Below are 25,350 nucleotides of genomic sequence, written 5' to 3'. Positions count from 1 at the left end.
CCCTGCTTCCTTAATCCAGCAACGAATCGAAGGGCCGTCGAATGACCGCCACCTCCCTGACCAGTTCACAGGGCGCCGGACGCACCGGGGACAAAGTCTTCTCCGGGGCCGCACTGGCCGCCGGCTGCCTGATCCTCGCCGTCCTCTTCGGCGTCGCACTCTTCCTGGTGGTCCAGGCAATTCCCGCGCTGACCGCTCCCGCCGACAAGATCCAGGGCGGACAGGGCTTCTTCGCCTACATCTGGCCCATTGTCATTGGGACCCTGATCGCCGCCGTCATCGCGCTGGTGATCGCCACCCCGGTGGCCATCGGAGTAGCCCTCTTCATCTCGCACTTCGCGCCGCGCCGCCTCGCCTCCGGACTCGGTTACGTCGTGGACCTGCTCGCCGCCATCCCCTCCGTGGTCTATGGCGCCTGGGGCGCGGCGTTCCTGGCCAAGCAGATCTCTCCCGCCTACGGATGGCTCGCGGAGAACATGGGCTGGCTTCCCATCTTCCAGGGCCCCGCCTCCACCACCGGCAAGACCATCCTCACTGCGGGCATCGTCCTGTCGGTCATGGTCCTGCCCATCATCACCTCGCTGTCCCGGGAGATTTTCCTGCAGACCCCCAAGCTGCACGAGGAGGCGGCACTGGCGCTCGGTGCCACCCGCTGGGAGATGATCAAGATGGCCGTGCTGCCCTTCGCCCGCCCGGGCATCATCAGCGCAATCATGCTGGGTCTGGGCCGCGCACTGGGCGAAACCATGGCCGTTGCCCTGGTCCTGTCCTCCGGCGCCCTGACCGCCAGCCTGATCCAGTCCGGCAACCAGACCATCGCGGCCGAGATCGCCCTGAACTTCCCGGAAGCCAGCGGCATCAAGGTCAGCACCCTGATCGCCGCCGGCCTGGTCCTGTTCGTCATCACCCTGGCCGTGAACATGATCGCCCGCTGGGTCATCACCCGGCACAAAGAATTCTCGGGAGCCAACTAAATGACCTCCACGCTTACCCCGGTCCGCAGCAAGCGGTCCGCGCTCACCAAGGGCCAGCTGCCCAAATACGCCCCCTACGCCGTCCTTGCCGCGGCGTTGATCGTCGGCGCAGCCATCCTTGCCCTGATCGGCTTCAATGCGTTCGGGTGGGGAGTGGTCTCGGCCTTGCTCTTCGCCATCGGCCTGGTGTCCTGGAGCGCAGCGGTGGAAGGTTCCCGCAGGGCCAAGGACAAGCTGGCCACCTGCCTGGTGGTTGGCTCATTCCTGGTGGCCCTCCTGCCGCTCGTTTCGGTGATCTGGACGGTGCTGGTGAACGGCATTCCGGGACTCCTGGATCCCGGCTTCCTCACCACCTCCATGAACGGCGTCACGGGCGCGTTCGACAACAAGGCCGTGGAGGGTGGTGGCCCGGTCATGGGCGGCATCTACCACGCGATCCTGGGCACCGTACAGATCACCCTGCTGGCCACCGTCATCTCCGTACCCGTGGGGCTGCTGACGGCCATCTACCTGGTGGAGTATGGCCACGACGGCCGCCTGGCCAAGGCCATCACGTTCTTCGTGGACGTCATGACCGGCATCCCCTCCATCGTGGCCGGCCTCTTTGCCGCCGCATTCTTCTTCGTGGTGGTGGGCCCGGGGACCAAGACCGGTGCCGTGGCCGCCGTCGCCCTTTCTGTCCTGATGATCCCCGTGGTGGTCCGCTCGAGCGAGGAAATGCTCAAGATTGTCCCCAACGAACTGCGCGAGGCCGCCTACGCCCTGGGCGTGCGCAAGTGGCGGACCATCCTCAAGGTGGTCATCCCGACGGCGATTTCCGGCATCGCGTCCGGCGTCACCCTGGCGATCGCCCGGGTCATCGGCGAGACGGCACCCATCCTGGTCACCGCGGGCTTTGCCACGAGCATCAACTCCAATGTATTCGGCGGGTGGATGGCATCACTGCCCACGTTCATCTACACCCAGATCCTGAACCCCACCTCGCCATCGAACCCGGATCCGTCCTCGCAGCGGGCCTGGGGCGCGGCACTGGTGCTGATCATCCTGGTCATGGTCCTGAACCTGGCGGCCCGCCTGATTGCCAGGATCTTCGCCCCCAAGACCGGCCGGTAACCAGGCCGCCGGCCCGGCCTTCCGTCCCACCGTGGCGGATCCTAGACTTCAACCCATACCCAGTAAGTGAAGGAACACCATGTCTAAGCGCATCGACGTCAAGGACCTGAACGTGTATTACGGCGATTTCCTCGCCGTGGAGGACGTTAGCATCAACATCGAGGCCAAGTCCGTCACCGCGTTCATCGGCCCCTCCGGCTGTGGCAAGTCCACGTTCCTGCGGACCTTGAACCGCATGCACGAGGTCATCCCCGGCGCCCGCGTGGAAGGCGAGGTGCTGCTGGACGGCGACAACCTCTACGGCCCCGGCGTGGACCCTGTGACGGTCCGTTCCCAGATTGGAATGGTTTTCCAGCGGCCCAACCCGTTCCCCACCATGTCCATCCGCGACAACGTGCTGGCCGGCGTCAAGCTGAACAACAAGAAGATCTCCAAGGGCGAGGCCGATGTCCTGGTGGAGCGCTCGCTCAAAGGCGCCAACCTCTGGAACGAGGTCAAGGACAGGCTCGAAAAGCCTGGCTCCGGCCTCTCCGGCGGCCAGCAGCAGCGCCTCTGCATCGCCCGCGCCATCGCCGTGGAGCCGCAGGTGATCCTGATGGACGAGCCCTGCTCCGCCCTGGACCCGATTTCCACCCTGGCCATTGAAGACCTCATCAATGAGCTCAAGGACCAGTACACCGTGGTGATCGTGACCCACAACATGCAGCAGGCCGCCCGCGTCTCCGATAAGACGGCCTTCTTCAACATTGCCGGGACGGGCAAGCCGGGCAAGCTGATCGAGTACGGTGACACCCACACCATCTTCAGCAACCCGGTGCAGAAGGCCACCGAAGACTACGTCTCGGGACGCTTCGGGTAGGCAGCTGCTCCGTGGTGGCGAACTCCGACAGCATTTAGTACGCTGAACTAGATACTTTTGAAACTAGTAGTAAGCCAGCTTTAGGAGTTTTGCCATGACGCAGACGGCCAGCAACCCCGGCCCCCAGCTTACGGTTTCCGTACCCGCTGCGGGCGCACCGGCGAAGCCCGCCGTGCACGTGCAGGACTTTGACGCGGCCGCCGGACTCGCCGCCACCCTTGGGGGTGGGCCGCTCGTCCCGCAAATCGACCCGGAGGCAATAGCGGCGGCCGGGGATGCGGAGGATGTGCTCACGGAGGTGTGGCGGACCAGTTCCTACCTCGAGGGCAAGCAGTGGGAGTTGGACAGCGCCCTCGAAGCGCTGCGCCAGGCGGTCCGGAAGGCTTCTTCTGCGGGTGTCGCCCGGGATGAACTTTGCACGGCGGCGAACCTGTCTGCCGAAGAGCTGGCCGCGATCCTGCTGGGCCCTGAAGCAGCACCCGCTGCCATCTAGGGCCACGCACTTCTTCGGTTCCCGGCTACCTGGCCAGCGGTGACAGCGCCAGCGCCAGCACGAAGGCCAAGGCGCAGGTGGCTACCGGCGTCAGGACCCAGAGCCAGATGATCCTGATGACCAGCGTCCGGTTGGTCACGGAAAAGTGCTGGTTCTCGCCCGCGCCCAGGGTGCCCGCCGTGACGGTGTGGGTGGTGGACAGCGGCCAGTGCAACCCGATGGCGCCCACGAAGAGCATCAGCGCGCTGAAGGTCTGCGCCACGGAGCCGCGCAGGGGATCGATCCGGGTGATCTTGTAGCCGATGGTGTACGAGATCCGCCATCCTCCGAACAACGTCCCGGCTGTCATCATCACCGCCGACAGCAAGGCCACCCAGATGGGGATCCCGCCGTCGGCGTACCCTGCCGCAAGCAGGGCCAGCAACAGCACGGCACTGACCCGCTGCCCGTCCTGCAGGCCGTGGCCGAAAGCCACCGCGCCGGCGGCAATCGCCTGCGCCCTCCGGAACCGCTGGTTCACCACGTTGGGTTGGGTGTAGCGCGCTCCCCAGGTGGCCGGATAGACCAGCAGGAAGGATCCGCTGTAGGCCACGAGCGGGGAAAGCACCAGCGGGAGGACCACCTGGAACAGCAGCGACTGGTCCACGCCCGCCACCCCAGGGCCTCCCACCGCAAGGCTGGCCAGTCCCGCCCCTGCGAGTCCCCCCACCAGGGCATGGGTGGAGGAGGCGGGGATGCCGCGGCGCCACATCAGCAGGCCCCAGGCGCAGGCGCTGGCCAGGCCGGCCACCAGGATGGCGAGGCCGCCCGGGCCGGCCGGGAGATTGATCCAGGTCCGGCTGGCTGCAACGGCAAGCATCGCGCTCAGCAGGGCGCCCACGAAGTTGAAGAACGCAGCCAGGAGCACGGCCACGCTGGGCGTGAGTGCGCGGTTCCGCACGGCGAGGGCAACCGAGGTGGAGGCATCACGGAAGCCGTTCAGGAAGGCAAACGCTGCGGCCAGCAGGACCACCCCAGCAAAGATGGCTGCGGCCACGTCAGGATTCCTTGACGATGATGCTGCCTACCTGGGTGGCCACCCGCCGCATGTCCTTGGTGACCTCCACCAGCTGGTTGGCGATGTCCCGGTTGCGCGAGTACTGCGCCCACTTCATGTCGGCGATCATGTCGGCAACCCACACCCGGTGGGTGCGTTCGGCGCGTTTTGCAAGGCGCAGGATCTCGATCCAGTAATCCTCAAGGTCATCCAGGTCATTGAGCCGGCGCATGGCATCAACCGTCAGCTCCGCCTGCCGGCTGATGATCTCCAGCTGGTCGGCCGCCCGCTTGGGCAGGCGGTCCAACTTGTACAGGGCCACCAGTTCCGCGGCCGCGTCCATCTTCTCCATGGCCTCGTTGAGGTAGCGGGACAGGGCGTACATGTCCTCGCGGGGGAGGGGGTTCACGAAGCTGGAGCGCATGTGCGTCAGCAGCGCGAAATGCAGCTCGGCGGACTTGGCCTCGAGGTTGTGCATGTGATCTACGAGCTTGCCGTGTTCGTCCGCGGGTACGCCAAGGATTTCGGCCAGGGTTGCGCTGGCCAGCACGATCTGTTGTGCCATCTGCGATAGGAGGTTCAGCCCTGCGGGCTCCTGGGGAAAAAGGCGCAGCTTCACGTGTTTACCGGTCTCCGGGGACTGTTCAAGGCGGGCGTTGCTGCCGTGTGACTTGACGCCGACGCGCAACTGTCGCCTACTCTACCGGCCCGAAAGAGTGTGCCTTGAATTGGCTTCCGGGACGAGGGCAGAAAAATGGTGCCGAACCGGATACGCCTCTCGGCGGTAGGCCGCTCTAGGCGGCTAATTGTTGAAGCCCGGGGGTTTCGCGGCTCGGCACCGGCTTCAGTCTTCTACTTCGCCCCGCCCAAGTCAATCTTGACAGCCGGCCGTTGGGGGGTGCGGAAAATATCAGGGCGGCGCCTAATCGAGTTCGCCCAGGCGCCACGCGTTGGCGGCGTGTTCCAGGTCTTCGGCGGTCTTGACCAGCTGGTGCGAGTTGCGGGTCAGCTTGCTGGCGTGGGCCTCATTGGCGTGCTCGGCGCCGTCCGCGAGCGTGGCCTGGCCGAGGGCCACCACCCGGCAGAAAGCTGCCGAGCGTTCCAGCGCGACGTCGAAATCGCCGTCGAACGCGCCTGAGAGGATGGCGTCCGCCATGGTGCGCATTTCATCAGCGCCCGGCGGCTCGGCGGCACCGGCCACCACGTTGGACACCTGTGCCGTGTCCCGGCCGGCCCGGAAGTAGACAGATATCCGCTCGGGGTCACGGACGGTGGCGGCACGGAGCGCGTAGAGCCGCCAGAGCGCACCGGGCAGGGAGCGGGCCGGGCTTTCGGCCCACATCTCGGCAATGGCATCCAGGCCTTGCTCGTCGGCGAGCTTCACCAGGCGTTCGGTGATGACGGGATCGTCGCTGTCCCGGCCATGGCGGACCAGCGCCTGCGCGGCAAGGTGGGCGGCCTCCGAGACGCGGGCGGGATCGGCGCCGCCGGCGAACGGCTCGAAATCCATCGGGGCGAACGGCTTTGGTTTGTGGTGCCGGTTGCTGCCGCCGTAGGGGCTGGTTCCTGCTTGCTCGCTCATGCCCCCACGCTACTCCTGTGCCGCAGCGGAAATCGAGCGTCGTCGCGATCGCCCGGTCCCCGCAGAAAGTGCCTTTGGCCCCGGACAAGCGCACGACGGCGGCTCCCGGACCAGGTGCGAAAGACGCCGGAACCATGGGTTAGAGTATTAACGTCCAGAAATGGACTGGGCCGGGCGGAACGACACAGCGTGTCTGACCGACCGGCAGGGGCCTTTAGCTCAGTTGGTAGAGCATCGGACTTTTAATCCGTGGGTCGTGGGTTCGAGCCCCACAGGGCCCACCCACAGAAGGTTTTGAAGGTCCGCCGTGAGGCGGGCCTTTTCCTTTTAAGCCTGGGATTCAGGCTCGCACGACTATCCCGTTGCGGGGTATCCCGCCATGGAACGAGATGGGAACGCCAGCTCCACCGTTGCTCCAGGGCCCCAGTGCCTGCCGTGTTCGGCGTTCAGCTGGCGGGATCGTACTGGAAGGCCCGCACTTCCTGGGCGCAGCGGCAGGCGGTGGCGATCTTGGAGGCCCAGTGGAGGGCGGCGTCGTACGTGGGCAACTCCAGTATTGTGTAGCCGCCCTCGATCTGCGCTGTCTGGGGGTAGGTGCCCTCGCGCACTGCTCCTTCGCCGCTGACCATCACGGGCGGGACGCTCTCGTCGATGCCCCCGCCAAACACCCAGACACCGGCTTCCTTTGCCTCCTGGACCACCGCATGGGCCGCGTCGGCAACTTCCTGCAGCCCGCCGTCGGGGATGTCCATGACGCCACTGGGGAACGAGATCAGGTACTTGGTCATTGGGCAGGCTCCTTCTTTGCAGGCGCGGATCACCTTCATCCTTCCCACCACCAGGGGGCCGCGCAAGGATTTGTTCCCACCGCTGGCGCTGCAAAACAGGATGCCGCCGCGGCCGAAAGGCACAATAGGCACATGGCAAATACCAGCAAGGGCCGGATGCCGCGCCTGGAAGACGTGGCCAAGGTGGCCGGCGTCTCCCACCAGACCGTTTCCCGGGTGGTGAACAACCACCCCAACGTCAGCAAGGCGACGCGGGAAAAGGTGGAGGCGGCCATTGCCGAACTGGGGTACCGGCGCAATACCGCTGCCCGGAGCCTGGTCACCCGGCGCTCGCAGACCATCGGCGTGCTGGCCAGCGAACTCTCGCAGTACGGCCCTGCCAATACCCTCCTGGGCGTCGAGCAGGCAGCACGCAACGCCGGCTACTTCGTCAGTATCGCCGCGCTGCGGGAAGTCAGCAGGGACGCCATATCCAACGCGGTGGGCCATTTCATGGACCAGGCCGTGGACGGTATCGCCGTGCTGGTACCGCATTCGGACACCCTGGCCGTGCTGGAACAGATGAACCTTCCCGTGCCCGTGGTGGCTGTGGGCTCCGCCGGCAGTGCCTCGGTGAGCGGCGCGATGGTGGACCAGCGCGCGGGAGCCAGGCTCGCCGTCGAACATCTCATCAAGGAAGGCCACCGGCAGATCGGGCACATCGCGGGCCCGCCGGACTGGACTGACGGCGCCGAGCGTGCGGAGGGCTGGCGCGCCGCGCTCCGGGAGGCCGGGCTGGAGGAGTCCCTGCTGGTGGAAGGGGACTGGAGCGCAGGCAGCGGCTACGCGATCGGCCGCAAGCTGGCGTCCGGGCGCACCGCGACGGCCATCTTCGTGGGCAACGACCAGATGGCTTTGGGCCTGCTGCGCGCCTTCACGGAAGCGGGGATCAAAGTGCCCGACGACGTCTCCGTGGTGGGCTTCGACGACCAGCCGGAAGCGGGGTACTTCACGCCGCCGCTGACCACCGTCCGGCAGGACTTCGAGGAACTCGGACGGCGCTGCATGGACATCATGCTCAAGGAAATCGAGTCCGGCGCCGCTGTCAGTTCAACTGTGGTCCCGCCCGAGCTCGTGATGCGGGCCAGCACCGCCGCCCCCGCGTAGGCGGGGAGCGCGCAGAACCAAAAAAACTCCATGAATCTGCATCCAAATCCGGGGTTGGGCCGGTAGTAGGAGTGTCAGCAGAAAATGCCCGCCAGCCGGGCCGTTCAAGGAGATGGACATGCGCAAAACATTCTTCGCCGCAGGCGCCGGTGCAGCAGCCATTGCAGCCGCAATCGCTCTGGCCGGTCCCGCCCAGGCAGCCGAAGGGGACGCCCAGCTTTCCGTGCTGCACGGGGTCCCCGGACTGACCGTTGACGTCTGGGTCAACGGAAACCGGACCCTTGATGACTTCACCCCGGGAACCCTTGCCGGGCCGCTCGCGCTTCCGGCCGGCAGCTACGAAATTGCGATCACCGCGGCGGATGCCGCCGACGCGTCCGCACCCGCCATTGGTCCCGTAAGCGTCAACCTTGCGGCCAACGGGAACTACACTGCCGCGGCCCACCTGGGTGCGGATGGCAAGCCGACAGCCAGCCTCTTCACCAATGATGTGTCCCAGATCCCGGCCGGAAAAGGCAAACTGACAGTCAGGCATGCCGCCGCCGCCCCGGCCGTCGATGTGCTGGCCGGCGCCACCCCCGTGATCACCAACTTGGCCAACCCGAACGAGAAGACACTCACCCTCGACCCGGGCACCGTCCCGGCCGCAGTGGCCGCCACGGGCACCACCACTCCGGTGATAGGCCCGGCGGACGTGGCGGTGGCCGAGGGAACACACACCATCGTTTATGCCTGGGGGAGCCTGGCTGACCAGAACCTGAAACTTGCCGTGCAAACCATCGAGGGCCTGCATTCGGCGCCGGGCTCGGTGCCGGGTGCGCTTAACGGTTCGGCGAGTTCCGGCGGAGCGGGTACTGCCGTAGCCACGGCCGGATTCGGACTGGCAGCATTGGCCCTCCTCGCGGGCGCGATAGGCGCGGCCCGCACGGTCCGTGCCCGGAGGGCGGGGCAGTAGCCTCGCGGAATCCGCGAAGGACGTAAGCGCAAGGGGCCCGGCCCGTCAAAGGACGGGCCCCTTGGGCTGGTCCTGCCAAGGTCAACAAGCACAGTGGAAGGGAGGCGTTAGGAATGACGGCAAGCTCGACGACGGCACCGGGCTGCCGCCGGCGCCATGCGGCAGGTGGCGGGGCCGCCGCGCTGGTGGCTGCCGCGCTGGTTCTGTCCGGCTGCGGTTTGGGCAGCTCCGGAGGAGCCGGCAACCCAGGGGGAGAAGCGGTCCCCCCGATGGCAACGATGTCGCCAGGGACCGGTTCTCCCGGTCCGGCGCTCTCCGGACAAGAGCCCACTCCCACCGGTCCCGGCGGAACTGCGGTTCCCGTCCGCCCGGTTGTTCCTCCTGCCGGGGGTATCCCGGTCCGGCCCGCCACTGCGCCCGCAGCTCCGGCCGTGTCCGCGCCCACCTCCTTGACCGTGGCGGGCACGGCCATCGATATGCCGGTGGTGCCCGGGGGAGTTTCCGCAGAGGGAGTGATGGAAATTCCTGAGGCCTTCAACCGGGCGTCGTGGTACAAATTCGGTCCGGCCCCCGGCGCGGCGGAAGGAACCGCCGTCATTGCCGGCCATATCGACACCACCTCGGACCGGGCGCCGTTTTCGGCATTGAAGTCCCTCGCTGCCGGGACCGTCATCCGGGTGGGCCGGGACGGAGCCCCGCCGGTTACCTACCGGGTGGTGGGAGTGGAAATGATGGCCAAGGATAAATTCGACGGCGGCGCCCTGTTCCGCCGGTCCGGCCCGCACGAACTCAAGCTGGTCACCTGTGGCGGCAGGTGGCTGGACGAGCGGATGGACTACAGCGACAATGTGATTGTCACCGCGGTTCCTGCATGATCGGTGGCCAATCGCTTGACTCGTGCACCGAAGCCGGGAAGGAGTTGCCTGTGACGCTTCCCGGGCAGGCCTCCCGCGGGTGGGACGACACGCTGACCGATTCTTTCCTGGCCGGGGACGAGAACGCGCTGGCAGCGGCCTACCGCGAGTTCGCGCCCCTGGTGCAAACCTTGGCCCTGCGCTCCCTTCCGGACCGTGCGGCCGCCGACGACGTGACCCAGGAGGTCTTTATCCGGGCCTGGCGTTCACGGAACACCTTCAACCCCCAGGTGGCCGGGCTTCCGGCATGGATCGTCGGAATCACGCGCAACGCCATTACCGACGCCCATTCGGCGGCGGCCCGGGAAGCGCGCAAGGCCTTCGCCGCGGCCGGGGCCGGCATGGGGGACGATGCCGGAACCGGCACGGAGGCGGCGGAAATGCTGGCGGACCGGTTGCTTCTGGACGGGGAGTTGGAGAGGCTCGGCGAGCCGCAGGGGTCCATCATGAAACTGGCCTTCTACGAGGACCTGACGCACGAGCAGATCTCACGAAAGCTCGGGCTCCCGCTTGGTACGGTCAAGAGCCACATCCGCCGGAGCCTGGCGCATCTACGCAGCAGATTGGAGGTAGACCATGCCGCATCTTGATCCGGAACAGTTGAGCCTCCTGGCACTCTATGAGGGGCGGGAGGACCCGGAGGGCCGCGATCACCTTGCGGCCTGCCCCGAGTGCGCGAATGACTTTGCCGCCCTTCGCCGCACGGTGGATGCCGTGAAGGCATCCCCCGACGTCGGCCGCCTGGCCGTGCCCGGGCCCCAGGTATGGGCTGGAATCCATCGGGAGCTGGGCCTTTCCGAATCACTGCGGGAGGATCCGCTCGCTGTGAAGGAGCCGGCGGAAGGCCCGGTGGCGTCAGGGGTAGCCGCGCCGCCGGCGCCGGCGCCGCCGTCGAACGTCATCCGGCTCGGTGGCCGGGCCGGGGGCGGCAGGACCAAAGCCGCGTGGTGGCACCGCCCCGGCCCGTTGCTGGCAACGGCGGCCGCTGCTGCGCTGGTGGTTTCCGGTGCCATCTGGGCGTTGAACCGTCCGCCCGGGCCCCAGGAACTTGCTGCTGCCCGGCTGGCGCCGCTGGCCCAGCACTCAGCGTCAGGGTCGGCGAAGGTCGTGACGGGTCCAGACGGCTCCCGCAAGCTGGAAATCAGCTTGGACAAGGATGAAGCCAAGGGCTACCAGGAGGTGTGGCTGATCGCCCCGGACCTGACCCGGCTGGTCAGCCTGGGCGTCATGAACTCCACGTCCGGAACCTTTCAGGTGCCCACCGGCCTGGACCTCTCCCAGTACCCGGTGGTGGATGTGTCGGACGAACCAATGGATGGCAACCCCGCACACTCCAGCGTGAGCATCGCCAGGGGCACGTTGACGTCCTGACCCACGGGTGAAAAGCAGGGATCACAACATGTCAGCGGCCGAAGTGCGGCTGCGGCGCCCCCTCCGGAAGCCGCTCCAGGATGCCCTCCGCCACCTTGCGGACCTTGATGTTCCGGTGGCTCGATGCCTTTGCGAGGATGGCGAACGCCTCCTCGTAGGAGCACCTGTTTTGGGCCATGATCACCCCGCAGGCGACGTTGATGGACGTCCTGCTGTCCAGGGCAGAGTGGAGGTCGGTCGCGAGGGACCGGGCAGTGTGCATGTCGATGGCCATGTGGAGGCTCCTGGCGGCCAGGGTGGCGAACCCGCGGGCCTCGGCGATGACCTGGAGCGGAAAGGCTTTCGCATCCGGTGCGAAGAAAGCGAGGGCCGCGGTCATCCGGCGGGGGTCGGCCTCGGCGGGAAATATCTGCTCCCGCTGGACCCCGGCGTCCAGCGGGAGCCTTACTGCCAAGGCACTGCCGTATCCGGCGGACTGCAGCCGCCCGGAGTACTGCCGCCAGCGGAAGTCACCGTTCCGTTGAAGCACCGCCACCGGATGGCCTCCCGACAAGACATCGGTCACCGGCCCCTCCGCGGACCCGCGTTCCCAGCCGAGCAGGCGGAGGACCTCTTCGGAGGTGCCGGACAGCGCCGGACTCCGCTTGGGCTGCTGCAGCACCAGGCCGCAACCCACCTCAATCCCCGCCGTCCTGGCGATGTGCCCGGCGGATGCGGCCACCAGCAGGTCCAGGGAGTCGGCGAGGGTTTGGGCGCCGCTGACCAGGTCCAACAGGAGGGCTGGATTACGGTGGCCGTCGGGTCCTGGAGAGGCAGGCGCAACCGTGGCAGCACTGCCCCCGCCGGGGCCGCGTGAGGATGGAGGGCCGGCGACGGCTGGGGGAGAGCCCTTGGTCTCAAAGAGCTCCTCGTCGCCGGCCCCGCTTACTACCCGGGCCCTGCGGGCCGGGAAACCTGTACGTGGGTGTGGTGCATTCATTGCCAGTCCCACACCCCCCTAGTGAGTCAAGTACCGAAAGCCGGAAGTGGTATTGCCTCTGGGAAGAATTTAGTGGCCAGGAAGCACCCGGTGAATGCGTAGCTGGTACCTGTTTTTGGGATGGGGCAGTACTTGGAATCCTGCTCCTGCGATGCCTTCGGGCCATTGCCGCAGGTGGGACCCTGCCCCGCCGGGCGCATGTGGGGGAGAGGGCAAACACCACGGACTTCCCCGTTTCCTTGACTCGCCGGACAGAACCGCAAAGAATGTTTCTATAACGTTGTAAATAATCTGACACAAGGATGTTTTCGTGACCCCAACAGAATCCACCCCGGCAACGATCACCCTCGATCCCGCCTTCACCGTGGGCCCCGTCCGGCGGCGCACCTTTGGCGCTTTCGTTGAGCACCTCGGGCGCTGTGTGTACACCGGAATCTTCGAGCCGGACCACCCCGATGCCGACGAGGACGGCTTCCGGAAGGATGTACTTGAGCTCACCCGTGAACTGGGCGTCTCCACGGTGCGGTACCCCGGCGGCAACTTCGTCTCCGGATACCGTTGGGAGGACGGCGTGGGACCGGTGGACCAGCGGCCCGTCCGGCTGGATTTGGCCTGGCACTCCACCGACCCCAACTCCGTAGGCGTGGACGAGTTCGCCAAGTGGTCCGCGAAGGCAGGTGTAGAGCCCATGATGGCCGTCAACCTGGGCACCCGCGGCGTCCAGGAGGCCCTTGACCTGCTGGAGTACTGCAACATCGACGGCGGCACCGCCCTCTCAGAGCAACGACGCGCCAACGGTGCCGCCACCGGCTACGGCATCAGGATGTGGTGCCTGGGCAACGAAATGGACGGCCCCTGGCAGATCGGGCACAAGAACGCCCAGGAGTACGGCAGGCTGGCCGCGGACACCGCCCGCGGAATGCGCATGATCGATCCAGGCCTGGAACTCGTGGCCTGCGGCAGCTCCGGCCCCACGATGCCCACGTTCGGTGAGTGGGAGCGTGTGGTCCTGACCGAAACCTACGACGTGGTGGACCTGGTCTCCGCGCACCAGTACTTCGAAGACTCCGGCGACCTCCAGGAACACCTCGCCGCCGGGCACAAGATGGAAGCCTTCATCCGCGACATCGTCAGCCACATCGACCACGTGAAGTCCGTCCGAAAGTCCACCAAGCAGGTCAACATCTCCTTCGACGAATGGAACGTCTGGCACATGAGCCGCGGCGAATCCAAAGTCCCCAGCGGAAACGACTGGCCCGTGGCCCCCGTCCTGTTGGAGGACACCTACACGGTGGCCGACGCCGTGGTGGTGGGGGACCTGCTGGTCACGCTGCTCCGGAACACGGACCGCGTCCTCTCGGCAAGCCTGGCGCAACTGGTGAACGTCATCGCCCCCATCATGACCGAACCCGGCGGCCGGTCCTGGAAGCAGACCACCTTCCACCCGTTCGCCCTGACCTCCCGGCACGCGTCCGGCACGGTCCTGCAGCTCGCCGTCGAATCCCCCCTTGTCAGCGGAGGTACGACGGCCGACTTCGCCGCCCTGTCCGCCGTCGCCACCTACGACGCGGCAAAGGGCGAGGCGGTGGTGTTCGCCGTCAACCGCTCGGCCGCCGGGGCACTGACCCTTGACGCCGCCGTCGGGGGACTGGGCAACGTCCGGGTCATCGAGGCGCTGACCTACTCCAACAAGGACCCCTACTGGCAGGCCACGGCCGACGATTCCAGCTCCGTCCTGCCGGCGGAGAACGTCACGGCCAAGGCCGACGGCGGACACCTGACAGCCGAGCTCCCGGCCGTGTCCTGGTCCATGATCCGGCTCGCCGTGGAGGCCTGAACGGGCCGCGTGCCAGGGCGGAGGCGGCCCCATGACGACGACGGCCCGCAGGTGGGAGGATGGACGGCATGGAACTGCACATCACGGGCGATCCCGCCGCGGACAAGTTGTTGAGTGAGGACGCCTTCGCCCTGCTGACCGGCATGCTGCTGGACCAGCAGGTCACCATGGAATCGGCCTTCGCCGGACCGGAAAAGATCAGGACCCGGATGGGCACCCTGACGCCCGAGGCCATCGCCGGGCACGACCCCGCGGAATTCGTGGAGATCTTCAAGGAACGGCCCGCCGTCCACCGCTTCCCCGGATCCATGGCCGGCAGGGTGCAGGCGCTCGCCGAGGCTGTCCGGGACCACTGGGACGGCGATGCCGCAGCCATCTGGACCAAGGGCTCACCCGACGGTGCAGAGGTGTTGAAGCGGCTCAAGGCGCTGCCCGGCTTCGGTGAGCAAAAAGCAAAGATCTTCCTGGCCCTGCTGGGCAAGCAGTGGGGCCTTGACGCGCCCGGCTGGCGGGAAGCGGCCGGCCATTACGGGGAAGAGGGCTCCTACCTGTCGGTGGCGGACATCGTGGACCCGGAATCCCTGGCCAAGGTGCGGGCCAGCAAGCAAGCGGCCAAGGCGGCGGCGAAGGCAGGAAAAGAACGTTAATGGCAGTCACCATGAACGACGTCGCCCGCGCGGCCGGCGTTTCGCTCAAAACGGTCTCGAACGTCCTGAACGACTACGAGTTCATCCGCCCGGCCACCAAGCAGCGTGTGCAGGACGCCATTGCTGAACTGGGGTATGAGGCCAACCTCACCGCCCGAAGCCTGCGCTCGGGCAAGACGTCCATGCTGGGCCTGGTGCTCTCCGACCTCTCGGCGCCCTACTACGCGGAACTGGCGTCCAGGCTGATGAAGGCCGCATCACGCCGCGGCTACCGGGTGCTGGTGGAGCAGTCCGGCGCTGAGGCTTCCGTTGAACTCAGCGCCCTGCACGGGACGTTCCGGCAGCTCACCGACGGGCTGCTCTTCACCCCGCTGGTGCTGGACGCCGACGCCATCGCCGCCCGCGCCGGCACCAAACCCCTGGTGATGCTCGGCGAGCACATCATGGACCCCCGCTTCGACCTGGTCACCATGAAGAACGGGGAAGCCGCGGCTGCGCTGACCACCCACCTGCTGCAGGCCGGCCGCCGTCGCATCGCCGTCATCGGCGCCCACCCGGAGGAGTCCACCGGGACCGCGGGACTGCGCATGAACGGGTACCGGAAGGCGCTGGAACAGGCGGGCGTCCAATTCGACGCCGACCTGGTGGCCCCCGCCGAATGGCGCCGCGATACAGGTGCCGCCGCCGTGGCGGGACTGATGGCCTCGGGCGTGCAGTTCGACGCCGTTTTCGGCCTGAACGACGTCCTGGCATTGGGCGCCATGCACGAATTGTTGATCAGGGGCGTCAACGTGCCGGGGGACGTGGCGGTCGCGGGCTTTGACGACATCGACGAGGCCCGTTTCGCGTCCCCGTCCTTGACCACCATCTCCCCAGGCATGGATGAGATCGCGGAGCGTTCGATCAGCCTGCTGCTGGACCGGATCGGCGGGCGCGAAACATCCGGGCAGGGCGTGCACATGGAATCAGGGTTCGAGCTGAAGATCCGGGAATCCGCACCCTAGCGTTCCGTCCGGATGATGGACCTGAAACGTGGCGGAAACGTGACCGGCCTAGGCTGGCTGGCAGCACGCCCCAGGCCGTCGAAGGGAACCCCATGCATCTGATGCCGCGTGAGCAGGAAAAGCTCCTGATCGTAGTGGCCGCGGACCTCGCCCGCCGCCGCCAGGGGCGGGGACTCAAGCTCAACTACCCCGAAGCCGTGGCCATCATCAGCTACGAACTGATCGAAGGTGCCCGGGACGGCAGGACCGTGGCCGAGCTCATGAGCTACGGCACCACCCTGCTGGGCCGTGACGACGTCATGGAAGGGGTGCCCGAGATGATCCATGACGTGCAGGTCGAGGCCACGTTCCCCGACGGCACCAAGCTGGTCACCGTCCACAACCCGATCCGCTAAGGAGCGCCGCAATGATCCCAGGCGAGTACATCCTCCGGCCCGAGCCCGTGACGGCGAACCCCGGCCGGGAGTCCATCGACGTTGCGGTGACCAACACCGGTGACCGGCCCGTCCAGGTGGGCTCCCACTTCCACTTCGCCGAGGCCAACGCCGCCCTGTCCTTCGACCGGGAGGCGGCCTACGGCCGGCGCCTGGACATTCCGGCCGGAACAGCCGCCCGGTTCGAACCTGGCGACTCCCGCAGCGTACGGCTGATCGAACTGGCCGGCGCACGCGAGGTCTACGGACTCAGCAACGCCGTCAACGGAAAGCTCGACGGCGGCACCCGCCTGGACGGGGGCGCAAAGTGAGCTTCGAGATTCCACGCCGGCAGTACGCGGACCTCTACGGCCCCACCGCCGGGGACAAGATCCGCCTGGCGGACACCGACCTGTTCCTCGAGATCGAAAAAGACTTCACCGCCTACGGCGAGGAAGTGGTGTTCGGCGGCGGCAAGGTCATCCGCGACGGCATGGGCCAGAACGGCCAGGCCACCAGGGACGGGAACGTCCAGGGCGCAGACATCCCCGACACCGTCATCACCAACGCCGTCATCCTTGACTACACCGGCATCTACAAAGCGGACGTGGCCATCAGGGACGGGCACATCTTCAGGATCGGCAAGGCGGGCAACCCGCAGATCACCGACGGCGTGGACATCGTCATCGGGGCCAGCACTGAAATCATCGCCGGGGAACGGAAAATCCTTACCGCCGGTGGCATCGACACCCACATCCACTTCATCTCCCCGGATCAGGTGCCCACGGCCCTGGCCAGCGGCGTGACCACCATGATCGGCGGCGGCACCGGCCCGGCTGAAGGCACCAAGGCCACCACCGTGACGCCCGGAAAGTGGCACATCCAGCGGATGCTGCAGGCAGCCGAAGGGCTGCCCATGAACATCGGCCTGTTCGGGAAAGGCCACGCGTCCGCCGTCGAACCCCTCGCCGAGCAGATCCGAGCCGGCGCCATCGGCCTGAAAGTCCACGAGGACTGGGGATCCACCACCTCCTCGATAGACACCTCGCTCACCGTCGCCGACGAATACGACGTCCAGGTGGCCATCCACACCGACACCCTGAACGAGTGCGGGTTCGTGGAGGACACCATCCGGGCCATCAACGGGCGCGTGATCCACACCTTCCACACCGAAGGCGCCGGCGGCGGCCACGCGCCGGACATCATCAAAATCGCCGGCCTGCCCAACGTCCTGCCCGCCTCCACCAACCCCACCCTGCCCTACACCCGCAACACCATCGAAGAGCACCTGGACATGCTCATGGTGTGCCACCACCTCAACCCGGACATCCCCGAGGACGTGGCCTTCGCGGACTCCCGCATCCGCGCCGAGACCATCGCCGCCGAGGACGTCCTCCAGGACCTGGGCATTTTCTCCATTACCTCCTCCGACTCGCAGGCCATGGGCCGGGTGGGTGAGGTCATCACCCGCACCTGGCAGGTGGCGGACAAGATGAAGAAGCAGCGCGGCGCCCTGGACGAGGGCGACGGCGGGACCGGCCCGGGCAGCCACGGCTCGCCAGGCAGCGACAACTTCCGGCTCAAGCGCTACGTGGCCAAGTACACGATCAACCCGGCCATCGCCCAGGGCATCGCGGACTCGGTGGGCTCGGTGGAGGTGGGCAAATTCGCCGACCTCGTGCTCTGGGACCCGGCCTTCTTCGGGGTCAAACCTGAGCTGGTGCTCAAGGGCGGCCAGATTGCCTACGCCCTGATGGGAGACGCGAACGCTTCCATCCCCACACCGCAGCCACGCACCATGCGGCCCATGTTCGCCACGTTCGGCAAGGCGGTGCAGCAGTCCTCCATCACCTTCCTGTCCCAGGCAGCGATCGACGCCGGCGTGCCCGGGGAATTGGGGCTGGAGAAGGTCATCCGGCCCGTTTCCGGCATCCGCAACCTCACCAAAGCCGACCTCAAATACAACGACGCGACCCCGGACATCCAGGTGGACCCGGAAACCTACCAGGTGACGGTCGACGGCGAGGACGTCACCTGCGAACCCTCCGACGTCCTGCCCATGGCGCAGCGCTACTTCCTGTTCTAGAGCCCGGAGAAACCCCATGATCATCGACAAAGTCCTCGGCAACCTGCACGACCTCCCGGACCCCGAAACCTACGCCGGACTGCACCGGGAAAAGGTGGTGCTGCCCAGCGCCCAGCTGGTCAAGCGCATCCAGCGCGCCACCACCGACCACGGAAAGGAAATCGGCATCCGCCTCCCCTCCGGCTCCGGGGACCTCCGCGACGGCGACATCCTCCACGTGGAAAACTCCACCATGATCGTGGTCTCGGTGCTGCCCAGCGACGTCCTGGTCATCGCACCCCGCACCATCCACGAAATGGGCGTCACCGCACACTCCCTCGGCAACAGGCACCTCCAGGCACAGTTCTTCGACGCGTCCTCCGAGTACGGGGCCGATGTCATGGTGTGCGCCTACGACCACACCGTCGAGGACTACCTCCGCCACAACTCAGTGCCCTACACCCGCCAGGAACGCGTCATGCCTGTGCCTTTCCGCCATGCTGAACACTCGCACTAGTACCAGCGGCACCTTGGGTGCGGTGGCGGGTGAAGGGGGCTGTGCCCGCTTCGCGGTGCCCACCACGCCGCAGCCCCCTTCACCCGCCACCGCCAGTGTCGGCAGCTATCAGCTGGCGCTGCAGCAGCTCACTGACTCTGCGCTTCCTACTGGGGCGTTTGCCCACTCGCTTGGGTTCGAGACCTATGTCGACGCCGGGGTGGTCGCTGATGAGGCTTCTTTTGGGGTGTGGCTCGGTGCTTTTGTGTCGCAGCAGCTTACTTACTCGGATGGGCTGGCGATTCGGTTCCTTTATGAAGGGGCTGATGTGGGGGAGCTGGATTCTCTTCTTTCTGCTTCTCTCCTGCCGCGGCAGGTTCGGGAGGCGAGCGTCAAAATGGGGCTCCGGCTGCTGGAGATCGGGGCTGAGGTGTTTCCTTCACCTGCGCTGGGACTGTACCGGGGCCTGGTGGGTGACGGCCGGGCCGCAGGGCACCAGCCGCTCGCGTTCGCCGTCGTCGCCCGCTCCCTGGACGTTCCGCTCCAGGAGGCACTCGCCGCCTACCTTTTCGCCACCGTCACCTCGCTGACGCAGAATGCCGTGCGCGCCATTCCGCTGGGCCAGAACGCCGGGCAGCGGGTGCTGCGGGCAGCGCACGACGACGTCGCTGCCGCCATCGCCACGATCGCCCACCTCACGCCGGACGACCTTGGGGCCGTCAGCCCCGGCCTGGAAATCTCGCAAATGAGGCACGAACGCCAACGTGCCCGCATGTTCATGAGCTGACCGTGCTTGAAAATACTGTGCTTTTGAGTCAAAGGAGGACACATGTCTGAACCCATCAAGATCGGCATCGGAGGACCCGTGGGAGCTGGCAAGACCCAGCTCGTGGAGCGGCTCACCCGGCACATGAGCGGGGAAATCTCCATGGCCGCCATCACCAACGACATCTACACCATCGAGGACGCCAAAATCCTTGCCGCCAACGGCATCCTCCCCGTGGACCGGATCATCGGCGTCGAAACCGGCGGCTGCCCGCACACCGCCATCCGCGAAGACACCTCCATGAACACCGCCGCCATCGAGGAACTCAAAACCCGCCACCCCGACCTGCAAGTCATCTTCGTCGAATCCGGCGGCGACAACCTTTCCGCCACCTTCAGCCCCGAACTCGTCGACTTCTCCATCTACATCATCGACGTGGCCCAAGGCGAAAAGATCCCCCGCAAAGCCGGCCAGGGCATGATCAAGTCCGACCTCTTCATCATCAACAAAACCGACCTCGCACCCCACGTCGGTGCGGACCTGGCCGTCATGGAGCGGGATTCCAAGGAATTCCGAGGCAACAAACCGTTCTGCTTCACCAACCTGAAAACTGACGAGGGCCTCGACAATGTCATGGACTGGATCCGGCACGACGTCCTGATGCTCGATTTGGCCTCATGAGTACGACGGCGGTCGGGTCACCTCAAGCAGGCACCTCGCCGGGGCCTGCGCCCGCGGGTGATAGGGGCCGTGCCCGCTTCGCGGTGCCCGCCACGCCGCGGCCCCTATCACCCGCGTCCGCTGATCGGCCCCCGATGGGCGAGCTTGAGCTTCGGGTCGCCTTACGAGGTCAGCGTTCAGTCGCGACGTATCAATATCACCGTGGCGCTCTTCGAGTACTGCGGCCGCACTATCTTGATGACTCCGGGCAGGTTTGCTACGTCGTGGTGAATCCTGGCGGAGCTTATCTGGGGGCTGACCTTTTTGTCCTGGACATTGAGGTAGAGGATGGAGCCGACCTGCTGTTGACCACCCAATCCGCTACCAAGATTTATCGGACTCCCGGGTCCTTTGCCGAGCAGCGGATGGTGGTGCGGCTGGGGGAGGCGGCGCGGCTGGAATTCATGCCGGACCAGCTCATCGCCTACCGCGAGGCCAGCTACCGGCAGCGGACCTCCGTGACCCTGCGGCCGTCGTCGTCCTTGGTCATGGCTGAGGTGGTCACTCCCGGCTGGTCGCCGGACGGTTCGGCTTTCCAATACCGGGAAGTGCGCCTGCGCAACGAAATCCGCATCGAATCCGACGGCGGAACCCACCTGCTGGCGCTGGACAACCTGCTGATCCGGCCACCGCTGCACGACGTCACCGGGCTCGGATTCATGGAAGGCCACAGCCACCTCGGGTCCCTGGTGGTGGTGGATGCGAGGGTGGACCAGGCGCTCGCCGATGACCTGCACGGGCTCACGGCCGGCCGCGAAGCGCTGACCGGCATCTCACTGACGCGCCCAGTTGCGGGGACTTCCGGGCTGGTTCTGCGGAGCCTCTCCAACAGCACCGACGAACTGAACCGCCTGCTCCGGTCCTGCACCGACTTCCTGCGCAGCCGCTGGTACGGCCAGGGTCTGCTGGACCTGAGGAAGCACTGATGACCAACATCGCCACCCTCTACCGGGACCGGGACTCCCTGCCGCTCCGGACCCGCGCGCTGTTCACTTTCGGCGCGGTGGCCGCCCTGCACGCCGCCGCCGTCGTCCTCCTGCTCGCCGGCACGACCGGCGGCGGCCAACCGCTGACCTGGGGCCTGTTCCTCACCGCCTACCTGGCCGGCGTGAAGCACAGCTACGACTGGGACCACCTGGCAGCCATCGACAACTCCACCCGCAAGTTCGTGGCGCAGCGTCAAGACCCGGTCAGCGTTGGCTTCGCCTTCAGCCTGGGGCACAGCTCCGTGGTGACCCTCGCCGGGGTGCTGGTCATCGCGGGGGCATCCCTGGTGGGCGGACTGATGCAGGACGGTTCGGCCGGCAACCTGGTCCTGGGCCTGATCGGCAGCGGCGTATCCGGCCTGTTCCTGCTGGCCATGGGACTGTTCAACGGCTCCGCCTTCGTCCGTTCCGCCGGCGCCTACCGCCGCGCCCGCAACGGCGCCGCCGTCGAGCCCCGGGACCTGGAACCGCAAGGCGCGGTGGCGAGCCTGCTGGCCCGGCCGCTGTCCAGGGTGCGCCGGCCGCGGAACATCTACGTGATCGGGTTCCTGTTCGGCCTGGGCTTTGACACTGCCACCACCATCGGGCTGCTGATGATGACGACGGCGGCCTCGCTGGCCGGAGTGCCGCCGTTCGCCCTGCTTGCGCTGCCGGTCGCCTTCGCCGCCGCGATGACACTCTGCGACTCCGTGAACGGCATGGCCATGCTGCGGATGTACCGCTCCGCGCTGGACGACCCCCGGCGGAAGCTCGGTTTCAACGCCGTGGTCACGGGCATCTCGGCCGTGTCCGCCTTGTTCATTGCCGTGATCACGCTCGGCGGATTCCTGCACGCCGCGTTGTCCCTTGACGACCCCGTGACGGGGTGGCTTGGATCGATCGACCTGGGCGACGCCGGCCTGCTGCTGGTGGCCTTGCTGCTGGCCGTATGGGCCGGCGCGGTGCTGAAGGGCAAGGCCTTCCGGACCAAGTGACGGGGCGCGGTACCACCGGCACCGCGCCCGCCAGGTCCGGACCTTACCGGACAGAATCAGCAACGGACGGAATCAGCCGGTCAGCCGAAATCGGCCACGTAGCTGGGAACCCCCACGGCGTCGGTTGAGACCGGCGCCCCCGTGTCGTTGACCACGTGATCCAGCGTGCCTGCGCCGAGGTTCACCGTCAAAAGGCTGTGCAGCTTCACGCCCGGCGTTACCGGCACCTCAAAGCCCCTCGTTGCGTGGATGCTGGGGTCGACGTTGGTGTAAACGTAGCTGCCGCCGCCCCAGAGCTCGTGGGCCTTGACGGAGTCTGCCACCTTGTAGCCTGCCCAGCCCAGGACCCCGTCGTGCTGCCACGCGGCCTGGTTGGGGGCGTCGTAGGGCAGCTCGTTCTGGAAGAAGACCGTGCGCCCGCTTTCTCCATTCCAGATGACGTTGTACTGCTGGTAGTGCTCCACGAACAGGCCCGTGGCCGTGACGTTGTTGCCGTTGACGATCACACCGTTCGCACCGGTGTTTGTGGTCCAGCCGACGCCGTTTCCATGGTCGGCGCGCCAGGCCCAGATGTGGTCCAGAAGGACGTTGTCGCTGTTGACTTCCAGGCTGACCGAGGCTTTGCCGCCATGCGGTCCACCGACGCGGAAGAACACATCATGGAGCGTGGTGGGGTTTGCCGGATCGGGGTGCACGGATGAGCTGGACGGCCCATTGCCCTTCCCGATGCGCATCAGGGCGGGCGAATTCACCTCGCCGGCGTCCACCGTGACGGCGGCGATGTCCACTCCGGGGACATCTGCCACCGTCAGGGGAACTGAGCCGTTGACGGCGGTGAGGGTTGCCATCCCGAGTCCCAGGACCACGGTTCCGGCCCGCTTGACCTCGATGCTCCGGTCAACGTCGTAGACCCCGGGGGTCAGGAGCAGGTTCTTTCCCCGGGCCAACTGGGAGTTGATGGCCTGCGCCGAGTCGGCGGGCGTCGCGACGTAGAAGTCGGCCAGGGGGATGCTGCGGCCCGCGGTGGGGCCGTTCTCCCACGAGGTCCCGGCCGCGTCCCGGCGGATGGCCGGTACGAAGACGCTGTACTGGCCGGCCGGATCCACGGTCAGGTAGGGCTTCTCGCGGCTGACGGGAGTGCTGTCCAAGGTGGTGTAGGGCGGGTTCGGAAAGGAATCGGCAGGTGCACCGTTCACCCCTGAGAACACCTGGTTCCAGACTCCATTTGACCAGCTTCCGATGCTGCTGTTGCGGACCAGGTACTGCTGCTGGGAGCCATTGATGACGGCGCCCGTCTTTGAATCAGCGATGAAACCGCCGCTGGCGTACTGTGGACCGGCCGTGCAGTAGTCCATCAGGGAGAGGTTGCCGCCGGTGATGTTGACCCGGCGCATGGGGGAGGCCTGGGAGGCGGCCCAGAAGTTGGCGGAGCTCCGGCAGCCCTCAAGGCCCGTGACGTTGATGGTGAGGTTGGACAAGGAGCGCCAGAAGTTGTTGAGCGCGATGCAGTTGTCAGCGGCCAGGCACCGGTTGTAGACGTCCACGTGCCCGTTGATGGTGACGTCGGTGGGGGCAGCGCCCAGGCCCGCAACCTCGGTGGAATACCCCACCTGGATGATCAGCGGCTCTTGGGGCGTGCCGTAGGTGCCGGGCTTGAAGAGCAGGGAATAGCGTTTGGTCCCCATTTCGTCGTCCACCTGCTGCGCCGCAATGGAATCCACCGTGGCCTTGATCCGGGCCACCGGCATGCCGGGATCGAAAACGTAGGTGTTGGGTCCGAAGGGGTGTCCTGCAGCCGGGGCTGGGGCTGGGGCTGGGGGCTCTGGCGACGCCGGTGCCTGGGCTGCCGGGCCCAGGGCCGGTGCTGCGGCCTGCGCGGGTGCTGCCCCGCCGGCGGCCAAGAGACCCATGAGCAAGGCGGCGGCGGCCGCAATCGTCCCGGCCCGGTGCAGGCGCGGTAACAATACGGGGTTGGCTGTATCAGGGCGTGAGGCTAGCGGCATTGCTGGTCCTGTCGGTGATGGGGTGGACGGCCAGGGCAACTGGGGCAGCCGGGCCGAGTGGTGGGAGCGCTCCCGTCGGGGAAGCGTAGCATTGCGTTTTTGCCCAGGCAAGGCTTTTCGGGAGCGCTCCCACGCACCCTCGGTGTCGTATTGTCGGTGGAATGAACGCAAACTCCAGCCGCCCGGGCACGCCAGGAGCAGGGCGGCCCAGTCCCACGCTGGAGGACCTGGCGTCGGCCGCCGGGGTATCCCGTTCCACCGCATCCCGCGCAATCAACGGCGGGTCCAAGGTGAGTGCGAAGGCCCAGGCCGCCGTCGATGCCGCAATCGTGGCGTTGGGCTACACACCGAACCGCGCTGCACGGAGCTTGGTCACCCGGCGCGCCGGTTCGGTGGCGCTGGTCATCCCTGAACCTGACGCCCGGGTCATGATGGACCCCTACTTCGCTGCCGTGATCACGGGCGTCAATGAAGCACTGCGCGGCACCGACCTGCAGTTGGTGCTGCTGATGTCCCGGGCCGGGGACGATTCCGCCCGGACCCTCCGCTACCTGCGCGGCGGGCACGTGGACGGTGCCATCGTGGTGTCCCACCACCGCGCCGATGACTGGGTGGAGACCTTGGGTGCCACGGGGCTGCCCACCGTCTTCATCGGCAGGCCCTGGGACACGGGAGCGGGAATCCCCTACGTGGACCTGGACAACTTCGAGGGCGGCCGGCTGGCAGCCCGGCACCTGGCATCCTTGGGCCGCACCACGCTGGCAAGTGTTGCCGGCCCCACCGACATGACGGCCGCCGTCGACCGCCTTGACGGTTGGCTCCAGGGACTCAAGGATGCGGGCCTGCAGCCCGGGCCCGTCATCCACGGGGACTTTACGACGACGGGAGGCGCCGCCGCGGCCGGGCGCCTGCTGGCCCAGGCGCCCGGAGTGGACGGGATTTTCGCCGCCTCCGACCTCATGGCCCTCGGCGTCGTGGATGCCCTTCGGGGCATGGGCCGGCGGGTACCGGAGGATGTGGCAGTGGTGGGCTTCGACAACCACGCCATCCAGGCATCAAACGGCTTGGGACTCACTACAGTGGCGCACCCCATGGTGGACATGGCTTCTGCGGCAGGACAACTCCTGGTCAGCGCGATCGGATCCCCCGGGGAGCACATGGACCCGGTGGTCTATCCGGCGGAACTGGTGGTGCGCGCCAGTACGGTTCCCTGACCGTTCCGGCGCGCA

Annotated in this window: 27 protein-coding genes and 1 tRNA gene; 22 read left to right on the top strand and 6 right to left on the bottom strand. The window is 66.9% G+C overall.

What is annotated here, in order from left to right; all coding sequences use genetic code 11:
- Window positions 1-41 precede the first annotated feature (41 nt).
- From pstC to AC4EEO_RS17505, 4 genes are all read left to right on the top strand, one after another.
- Complete coding sequence (gene pstC, locus AC4EEO_RS17520; RefSeq protein WP_018763200.1) at window positions 42-974, top strand: phosphate ABC transporter permease subunit PstC; 933 nt, start codon at window positions 42-44, stop codon at window positions 972-974.
- The gene (gene pstA, locus AC4EEO_RS17515) at window positions 975-2,087 is read left to right on the top strand and encodes a phosphate ABC transporter permease PstA (protein ID WP_018763201.1); all 1,113 of its coding nucleotides are present in this window, start codon (window positions 975-977) and stop codon (window positions 2,085-2,087) included.
- Between the two features lie 79 nt (window positions 2,088-2,166).
- Complete coding sequence (gene pstB / locus AC4EEO_RS17510) at window positions 2,167-2,946, top strand: phosphate ABC transporter ATP-binding protein PstB (protein WP_018763202.1); 780 nt, start codon at window positions 2,167-2,169, stop codon at window positions 2,944-2,946.
- Between the two features lie 94 nt (window positions 2,947-3,040).
- On the top strand, window positions 3,041-3,439 hold the full coding sequence (locus AC4EEO_RS17505) for a hypothetical protein (RefSeq protein WP_018763203.1): 399 nt from the start codon (window positions 3,041-3,043) through the stop codon (window positions 3,437-3,439).
- Between the two features lie 25 nt (window positions 3,440-3,464).
- On the opposite strand, the gene AC4EEO_RS17500 is transcribed toward AC4EEO_RS17505, so the two are convergent.
- From AC4EEO_RS17500 to AC4EEO_RS17490, 3 genes are all read right to left on the bottom strand, one after another.
- Complete coding sequence (locus AC4EEO_RS17500) at window positions 3,465-4,475, bottom strand: inorganic phosphate transporter (RefSeq protein WP_491339383.1); 1,011 nt, start codon at window positions 4,473-4,475, stop codon at window positions 3,465-3,467.
- A gap of 1 nt (window position 4,476) precedes the next feature.
- Entirely contained in the window at window positions 4,477-5,094 is a 618-nt protein-coding gene (locus AC4EEO_RS17495) for a DUF47 domain-containing protein (RefSeq protein WP_026264994.1), read from the bottom strand.
- Window positions 5,095-5,397: 303 nt separating this feature from the next.
- A complete protein-coding gene (locus AC4EEO_RS17490; protein WP_018763206.1) occupies window positions 5,398-6,057 on the bottom strand; it encodes a hypothetical protein in 660 nt (219 codons plus the stop codon).
- Window positions 6,058-6,265: 208 nt separating this feature from the next.
- On the opposite strand from AC4EEO_RS17490, the gene AC4EEO_RS17485 reads away from it, so the two are divergent.
- Window positions 6,266-6,338 (top strand) — tRNA-Lys (locus AC4EEO_RS17485).
- Between the two features lie 165 nt (window positions 6,339-6,503).
- On the opposite strand, the gene AC4EEO_RS17480 is transcribed toward AC4EEO_RS17485, so the two are convergent.
- Window positions 6,504-6,845 carry a YciI family protein gene (locus tag AC4EEO_RS17480; protein WP_018763207.1) on the bottom strand — a complete coding sequence of 114 codons (342 nt, stop codon included), beginning with the start codon at window positions 6,843-6,845 and terminating at the stop codon, window positions 6,504-6,506.
- A 132-nt stretch (window positions 6,846-6,977) separates the two neighbouring features.
- Between AC4EEO_RS17480 and AC4EEO_RS17475 the strand changes: the two genes are divergently transcribed.
- The 5 genes from AC4EEO_RS17475 (at window position 6,978) to AC4EEO_RS17455 (ending at window position 11,231) form a co-directional block, all read left to right on the top strand.
- Entirely contained in the window at window positions 6,978-7,991 is a 1,014-nt protein-coding gene (locus AC4EEO_RS17475) for a LacI family DNA-binding transcriptional regulator (protein ID WP_491339382.1), read from the top strand.
- Window positions 7,992-8,109: 118 nt separating this feature from the next.
- A complete protein-coding gene (locus AC4EEO_RS17470; protein WP_018763209.1) occupies window positions 8,110-8,946 on the top strand; it encodes a DUF4397 domain-containing protein in 837 nt (278 codons plus the stop codon).
- 431 nt (window positions 8,947-9,377) lie between these two features.
- A complete protein-coding gene (locus AC4EEO_RS17465) occupies window positions 9,378-9,821 on the top strand; it encodes a class F sortase (RefSeq protein WP_285318693.1) in 444 nt (147 codons plus the stop codon).
- A gap of 50 nt (window positions 9,822-9,871) precedes the next feature.
- Window positions 9,872-10,450: an RNA polymerase sigma factor gene (locus AC4EEO_RS17460; protein WP_109044033.1), complete on the top strand. Its 579-nt coding sequence runs from the start codon at window positions 9,872-9,874 to the stop codon at window positions 10,448-10,450.
- On the top strand, window positions 10,437-11,231 hold the full coding sequence (locus AC4EEO_RS17455; protein WP_018763212.1) for an anti-sigma factor domain-containing protein: 795 nt from the start codon (window positions 10,437-10,439) through the stop codon (window positions 11,229-11,231). Before AC4EEO_RS17460 ends, AC4EEO_RS17455 begins: the two co-directional genes overlap by 14 nt.
- 31 nt (window positions 11,232-11,262) lie before the next feature.
- Here the strand turns inward: AC4EEO_RS17455 and AC4EEO_RS17450 are convergent, their stop codons facing one another.
- A complete protein-coding gene (locus AC4EEO_RS17450) occupies window positions 11,263-12,210 on the bottom strand; it encodes an ANTAR domain-containing protein (protein WP_081624200.1) in 948 nt (315 codons plus the stop codon).
- A gap of 310 nt (window positions 12,211-12,520) precedes the next feature.
- Here AC4EEO_RS17450 and arfA point away from each other — a divergent pair, with 310 nt between their 5' ends.
- The 11 genes from arfA (at window position 12,521) to AC4EEO_RS17395 (ending at window position 22,118) form a co-directional block, all read left to right on the top strand.
- Complete coding sequence (arfA, locus tag AC4EEO_RS17445; protein WP_491329123.1) at window positions 12,521-14,047, top strand: arabinosylfuranosidase ArfA; 1,527 nt, start codon at window positions 12,521-12,523, stop codon at window positions 14,045-14,047.
- A 59-nt stretch (window positions 14,048-14,106) separates the two neighbouring features.
- The gene (locus AC4EEO_RS17440; protein ID WP_491339381.1) at window positions 14,107-14,694 is read left to right on the top strand and encodes an HhH-GPD-type base excision DNA repair protein; all 588 of its coding nucleotides are present in this window, start codon (window positions 14,107-14,109) and stop codon (window positions 14,692-14,694) included.
- The gene (locus AC4EEO_RS17435) at window positions 14,694-15,698 is read left to right on the top strand and encodes a LacI family DNA-binding transcriptional regulator (protein WP_018763216.1); all 1,005 of its coding nucleotides are present in this window, start codon (window positions 14,694-14,696) and stop codon (window positions 15,696-15,698) included. Before AC4EEO_RS17440 ends, AC4EEO_RS17435 begins: the two co-directional genes overlap by 1 nt.
- 92 nt (window positions 15,699-15,790) lie before the next feature.
- Window positions 15,791-16,093 carry an urease subunit gamma gene (locus tag AC4EEO_RS17430; protein ID WP_018763217.1) on the top strand — a complete coding sequence of 101 codons (303 nt, stop codon included), beginning with the start codon at window positions 15,791-15,793 and terminating at the stop codon, window positions 16,091-16,093.
- 11 nt (window positions 16,094-16,104) lie between these two features.
- Window positions 16,105-16,443 carry an urease subunit beta gene (locus tag AC4EEO_RS17425; protein ID WP_018763218.1) on the top strand — a complete coding sequence of 113 codons (339 nt, stop codon included), beginning with the start codon at window positions 16,105-16,107 and terminating at the stop codon, window positions 16,441-16,443.
- Complete coding sequence (gene ureC / locus AC4EEO_RS17420) at window positions 16,440-18,197, top strand: urease subunit alpha (protein WP_491339380.1); 1,758 nt, start codon at window positions 16,440-16,442, stop codon at window positions 18,195-18,197. Before AC4EEO_RS17425 ends, ureC begins: the two co-directional genes overlap by 4 nt.
- A gap of 16 nt (window positions 18,198-18,213) precedes the next feature.
- Complete coding sequence (gene ureE / locus AC4EEO_RS17415) at window positions 18,214-18,693, top strand: urease accessory protein UreE (RefSeq protein ID WP_491339379.1); 480 nt, start codon at window positions 18,214-18,216, stop codon at window positions 18,691-18,693.
- A gap of 55 nt (window positions 18,694-18,748) precedes the next feature.
- Window positions 18,749-19,459 carry an urease accessory protein UreF gene (locus AC4EEO_RS17410; RefSeq protein WP_491340443.1) on the top strand — a complete coding sequence of 237 codons (711 nt, stop codon included), beginning with the start codon at window positions 18,749-18,751 and terminating at the stop codon, window positions 19,457-19,459.
- A gap of 42 nt (window positions 19,460-19,501) precedes the next feature.
- A complete protein-coding gene (gene ureG / locus AC4EEO_RS17405; RefSeq protein ID WP_491339378.1) occupies window positions 19,502-20,119 on the top strand; it encodes an urease accessory protein UreG in 618 nt (205 codons plus the stop codon).
- A complete protein-coding gene (locus AC4EEO_RS17400) occupies window positions 20,116-21,084 on the top strand; it encodes an urease accessory protein UreD (RefSeq protein WP_491339377.1) in 969 nt (322 codons plus the stop codon). Before ureG ends, AC4EEO_RS17400 begins: the two co-directional genes overlap by 4 nt.
- Window positions 21,084-22,118, top strand: a complete 1,035-nt coding sequence (locus tag AC4EEO_RS17395) for a HoxN/HupN/NixA family nickel/cobalt transporter (protein WP_491339376.1) — start codon at window positions 21,084-21,086, stop codon at window positions 22,116-22,118. The genes AC4EEO_RS17400 and AC4EEO_RS17395 overlap by 1 nt, the downstream gene beginning before the upstream one ends.
- 80 nt (window positions 22,119-22,198) lie before the next feature.
- Here AC4EEO_RS17395 and AC4EEO_RS17390 read toward each other — a convergent pair whose 3' ends face one another.
- On the bottom strand, window positions 22,199-24,121 hold the full coding sequence (locus tag AC4EEO_RS17390) for a pectate lyase-like domain-containing protein (protein ID WP_491339375.1): 1,923 nt from the start codon (window positions 24,119-24,121) through the stop codon (window positions 22,199-22,201).
- A gap of 161 nt (window positions 24,122-24,282) precedes the next feature.
- Between AC4EEO_RS17390 and AC4EEO_RS17385 the strand changes: the two genes are divergently transcribed.
- Window positions 24,283-25,335, top strand: coding sequence for a LacI family DNA-binding transcriptional regulator (locus tag AC4EEO_RS17385; RefSeq protein ID WP_491339374.1), 1,053 nt, complete (start codon window positions 24,283-24,285; stop codon window positions 25,333-25,335).
- The last annotated feature ends 15 nt before the right edge of the window (window positions 25,336-25,350 follow it).

The organism is Pseudarthrobacter sp. MOO13, assembly GCF_058267655.1.
The sequence above is the reverse complement of the archived record's forward strand: the minus strand, read 5'-3'. Positions and strand labels throughout refer to the sequence as shown.

Bases quoted from the DNA above. Each gene is read 5' to 3' on its own strand.
- AC4EEO_RS17400 (WP_491339377.1), top strand. From the start codon at position 20,116: ATGAGTACGACGGCGGTCGGGTCACCTCAAGCAGGCACCTCGCCGGGG.
- AC4EEO_RS17435 (WP_018763216.1), top strand. From the start codon at position 14,694: ATGGCAGTCACCATGAACGACGTCGCCCGCGCGGCCGGCGTTTCGCTC.
- AC4EEO_RS17450 (WP_081624200.1), bottom strand. From the start codon at position 12,210: ATGAATGCACCACACCCACGTACAGGTTTCCCGGCCCGCAGGGCCCGG.
- pstA (WP_018763201.1), top strand. From the start codon at position 975: ATGACCTCCACGCTTACCCCGGTCCGCAGCAAGCGGTCCGCGCTCACC.
- pstB (WP_018763202.1), top strand. From the start codon at position 2,167: ATGTCTAAGCGCATCGACGTCAAGGACCTGAACGTGTATTACGGCGAT.
- ureE (WP_491339379.1), top strand. From the start codon at position 18,214: ATGATCATCGACAAAGTCCTCGGCAACCTGCACGACCTCCCGGACCCC.
- AC4EEO_RS17490 (WP_018763206.1), bottom strand. From the start codon at position 6,057: ATGAGCGAGCAAGCAGGAACCAGCCCCTACGGCGGCAGCAACCGGCAC.
- AC4EEO_RS17385 (WP_491339374.1), top strand. From the start codon at position 24,283: ATGAACGCAAACTCCAGCCGCCCGGGCACGCCAGGAGCAGGGCGGCCC.
- AC4EEO_RS17505 (WP_018763203.1), top strand. From the start codon at position 3,041: ATGACGCAGACGGCCAGCAACCCCGGCCCCCAGCTTACGGTTTCCGTA.
- AC4EEO_RS17480 (WP_018763207.1), bottom strand. From the start codon at position 6,845: ATGACCAAGTACCTGATCTCGTTCCCCAGTGGCGTCATGGACATCCCC.
- AC4EEO_RS17430 (WP_018763217.1), top strand. From the start codon at position 15,791: ATGCATCTGATGCCGCGTGAGCAGGAAAAGCTCCTGATCGTAGTGGCC.
- AC4EEO_RS17455 (WP_018763212.1), top strand. From the start codon at position 10,437: ATGCCGCATCTTGATCCGGAACAGTTGAGCCTCCTGGCACTCTATGAG.
- AC4EEO_RS17470 (WP_018763209.1), top strand. From the start codon at position 8,110: ATGCGCAAAACATTCTTCGCCGCAGGCGCCGGTGCAGCAGCCATTGCA.
- AC4EEO_RS17475 (WP_491339382.1), top strand. From the start codon at position 6,978: ATGGCAAATACCAGCAAGGGCCGGATGCCGCGCCTGGAAGACGTGGCC.
- ureG (WP_491339378.1), top strand. From the start codon at position 19,502: ATGTCTGAACCCATCAAGATCGGCATCGGAGGACCCGTGGGAGCTGGC.
- pstC (WP_018763200.1), top strand. From the start codon at position 42: ATGACCGCCACCTCCCTGACCAGTTCACAGGGCGCCGGACGCACCGGG.
- AC4EEO_RS17390 (WP_491339375.1), bottom strand. From the start codon at position 24,121: ATGCCGCTAGCCTCACGCCCTGATACAGCCAACCCCGTATTGTTACCG.
- AC4EEO_RS17440 (WP_491339381.1), top strand. From the start codon at position 14,107: ATGGACGGCATGGAACTGCACATCACGGGCGATCCCGCCGCGGACAAG.
- AC4EEO_RS17425 (WP_018763218.1), top strand. From the start codon at position 16,105: ATGATCCCAGGCGAGTACATCCTCCGGCCCGAGCCCGTGACGGCGAAC.
- AC4EEO_RS17395 (WP_491339376.1), top strand. From the start codon at position 21,084: ATGACCAACATCGCCACCCTCTACCGGGACCGGGACTCCCTGCCGCTC.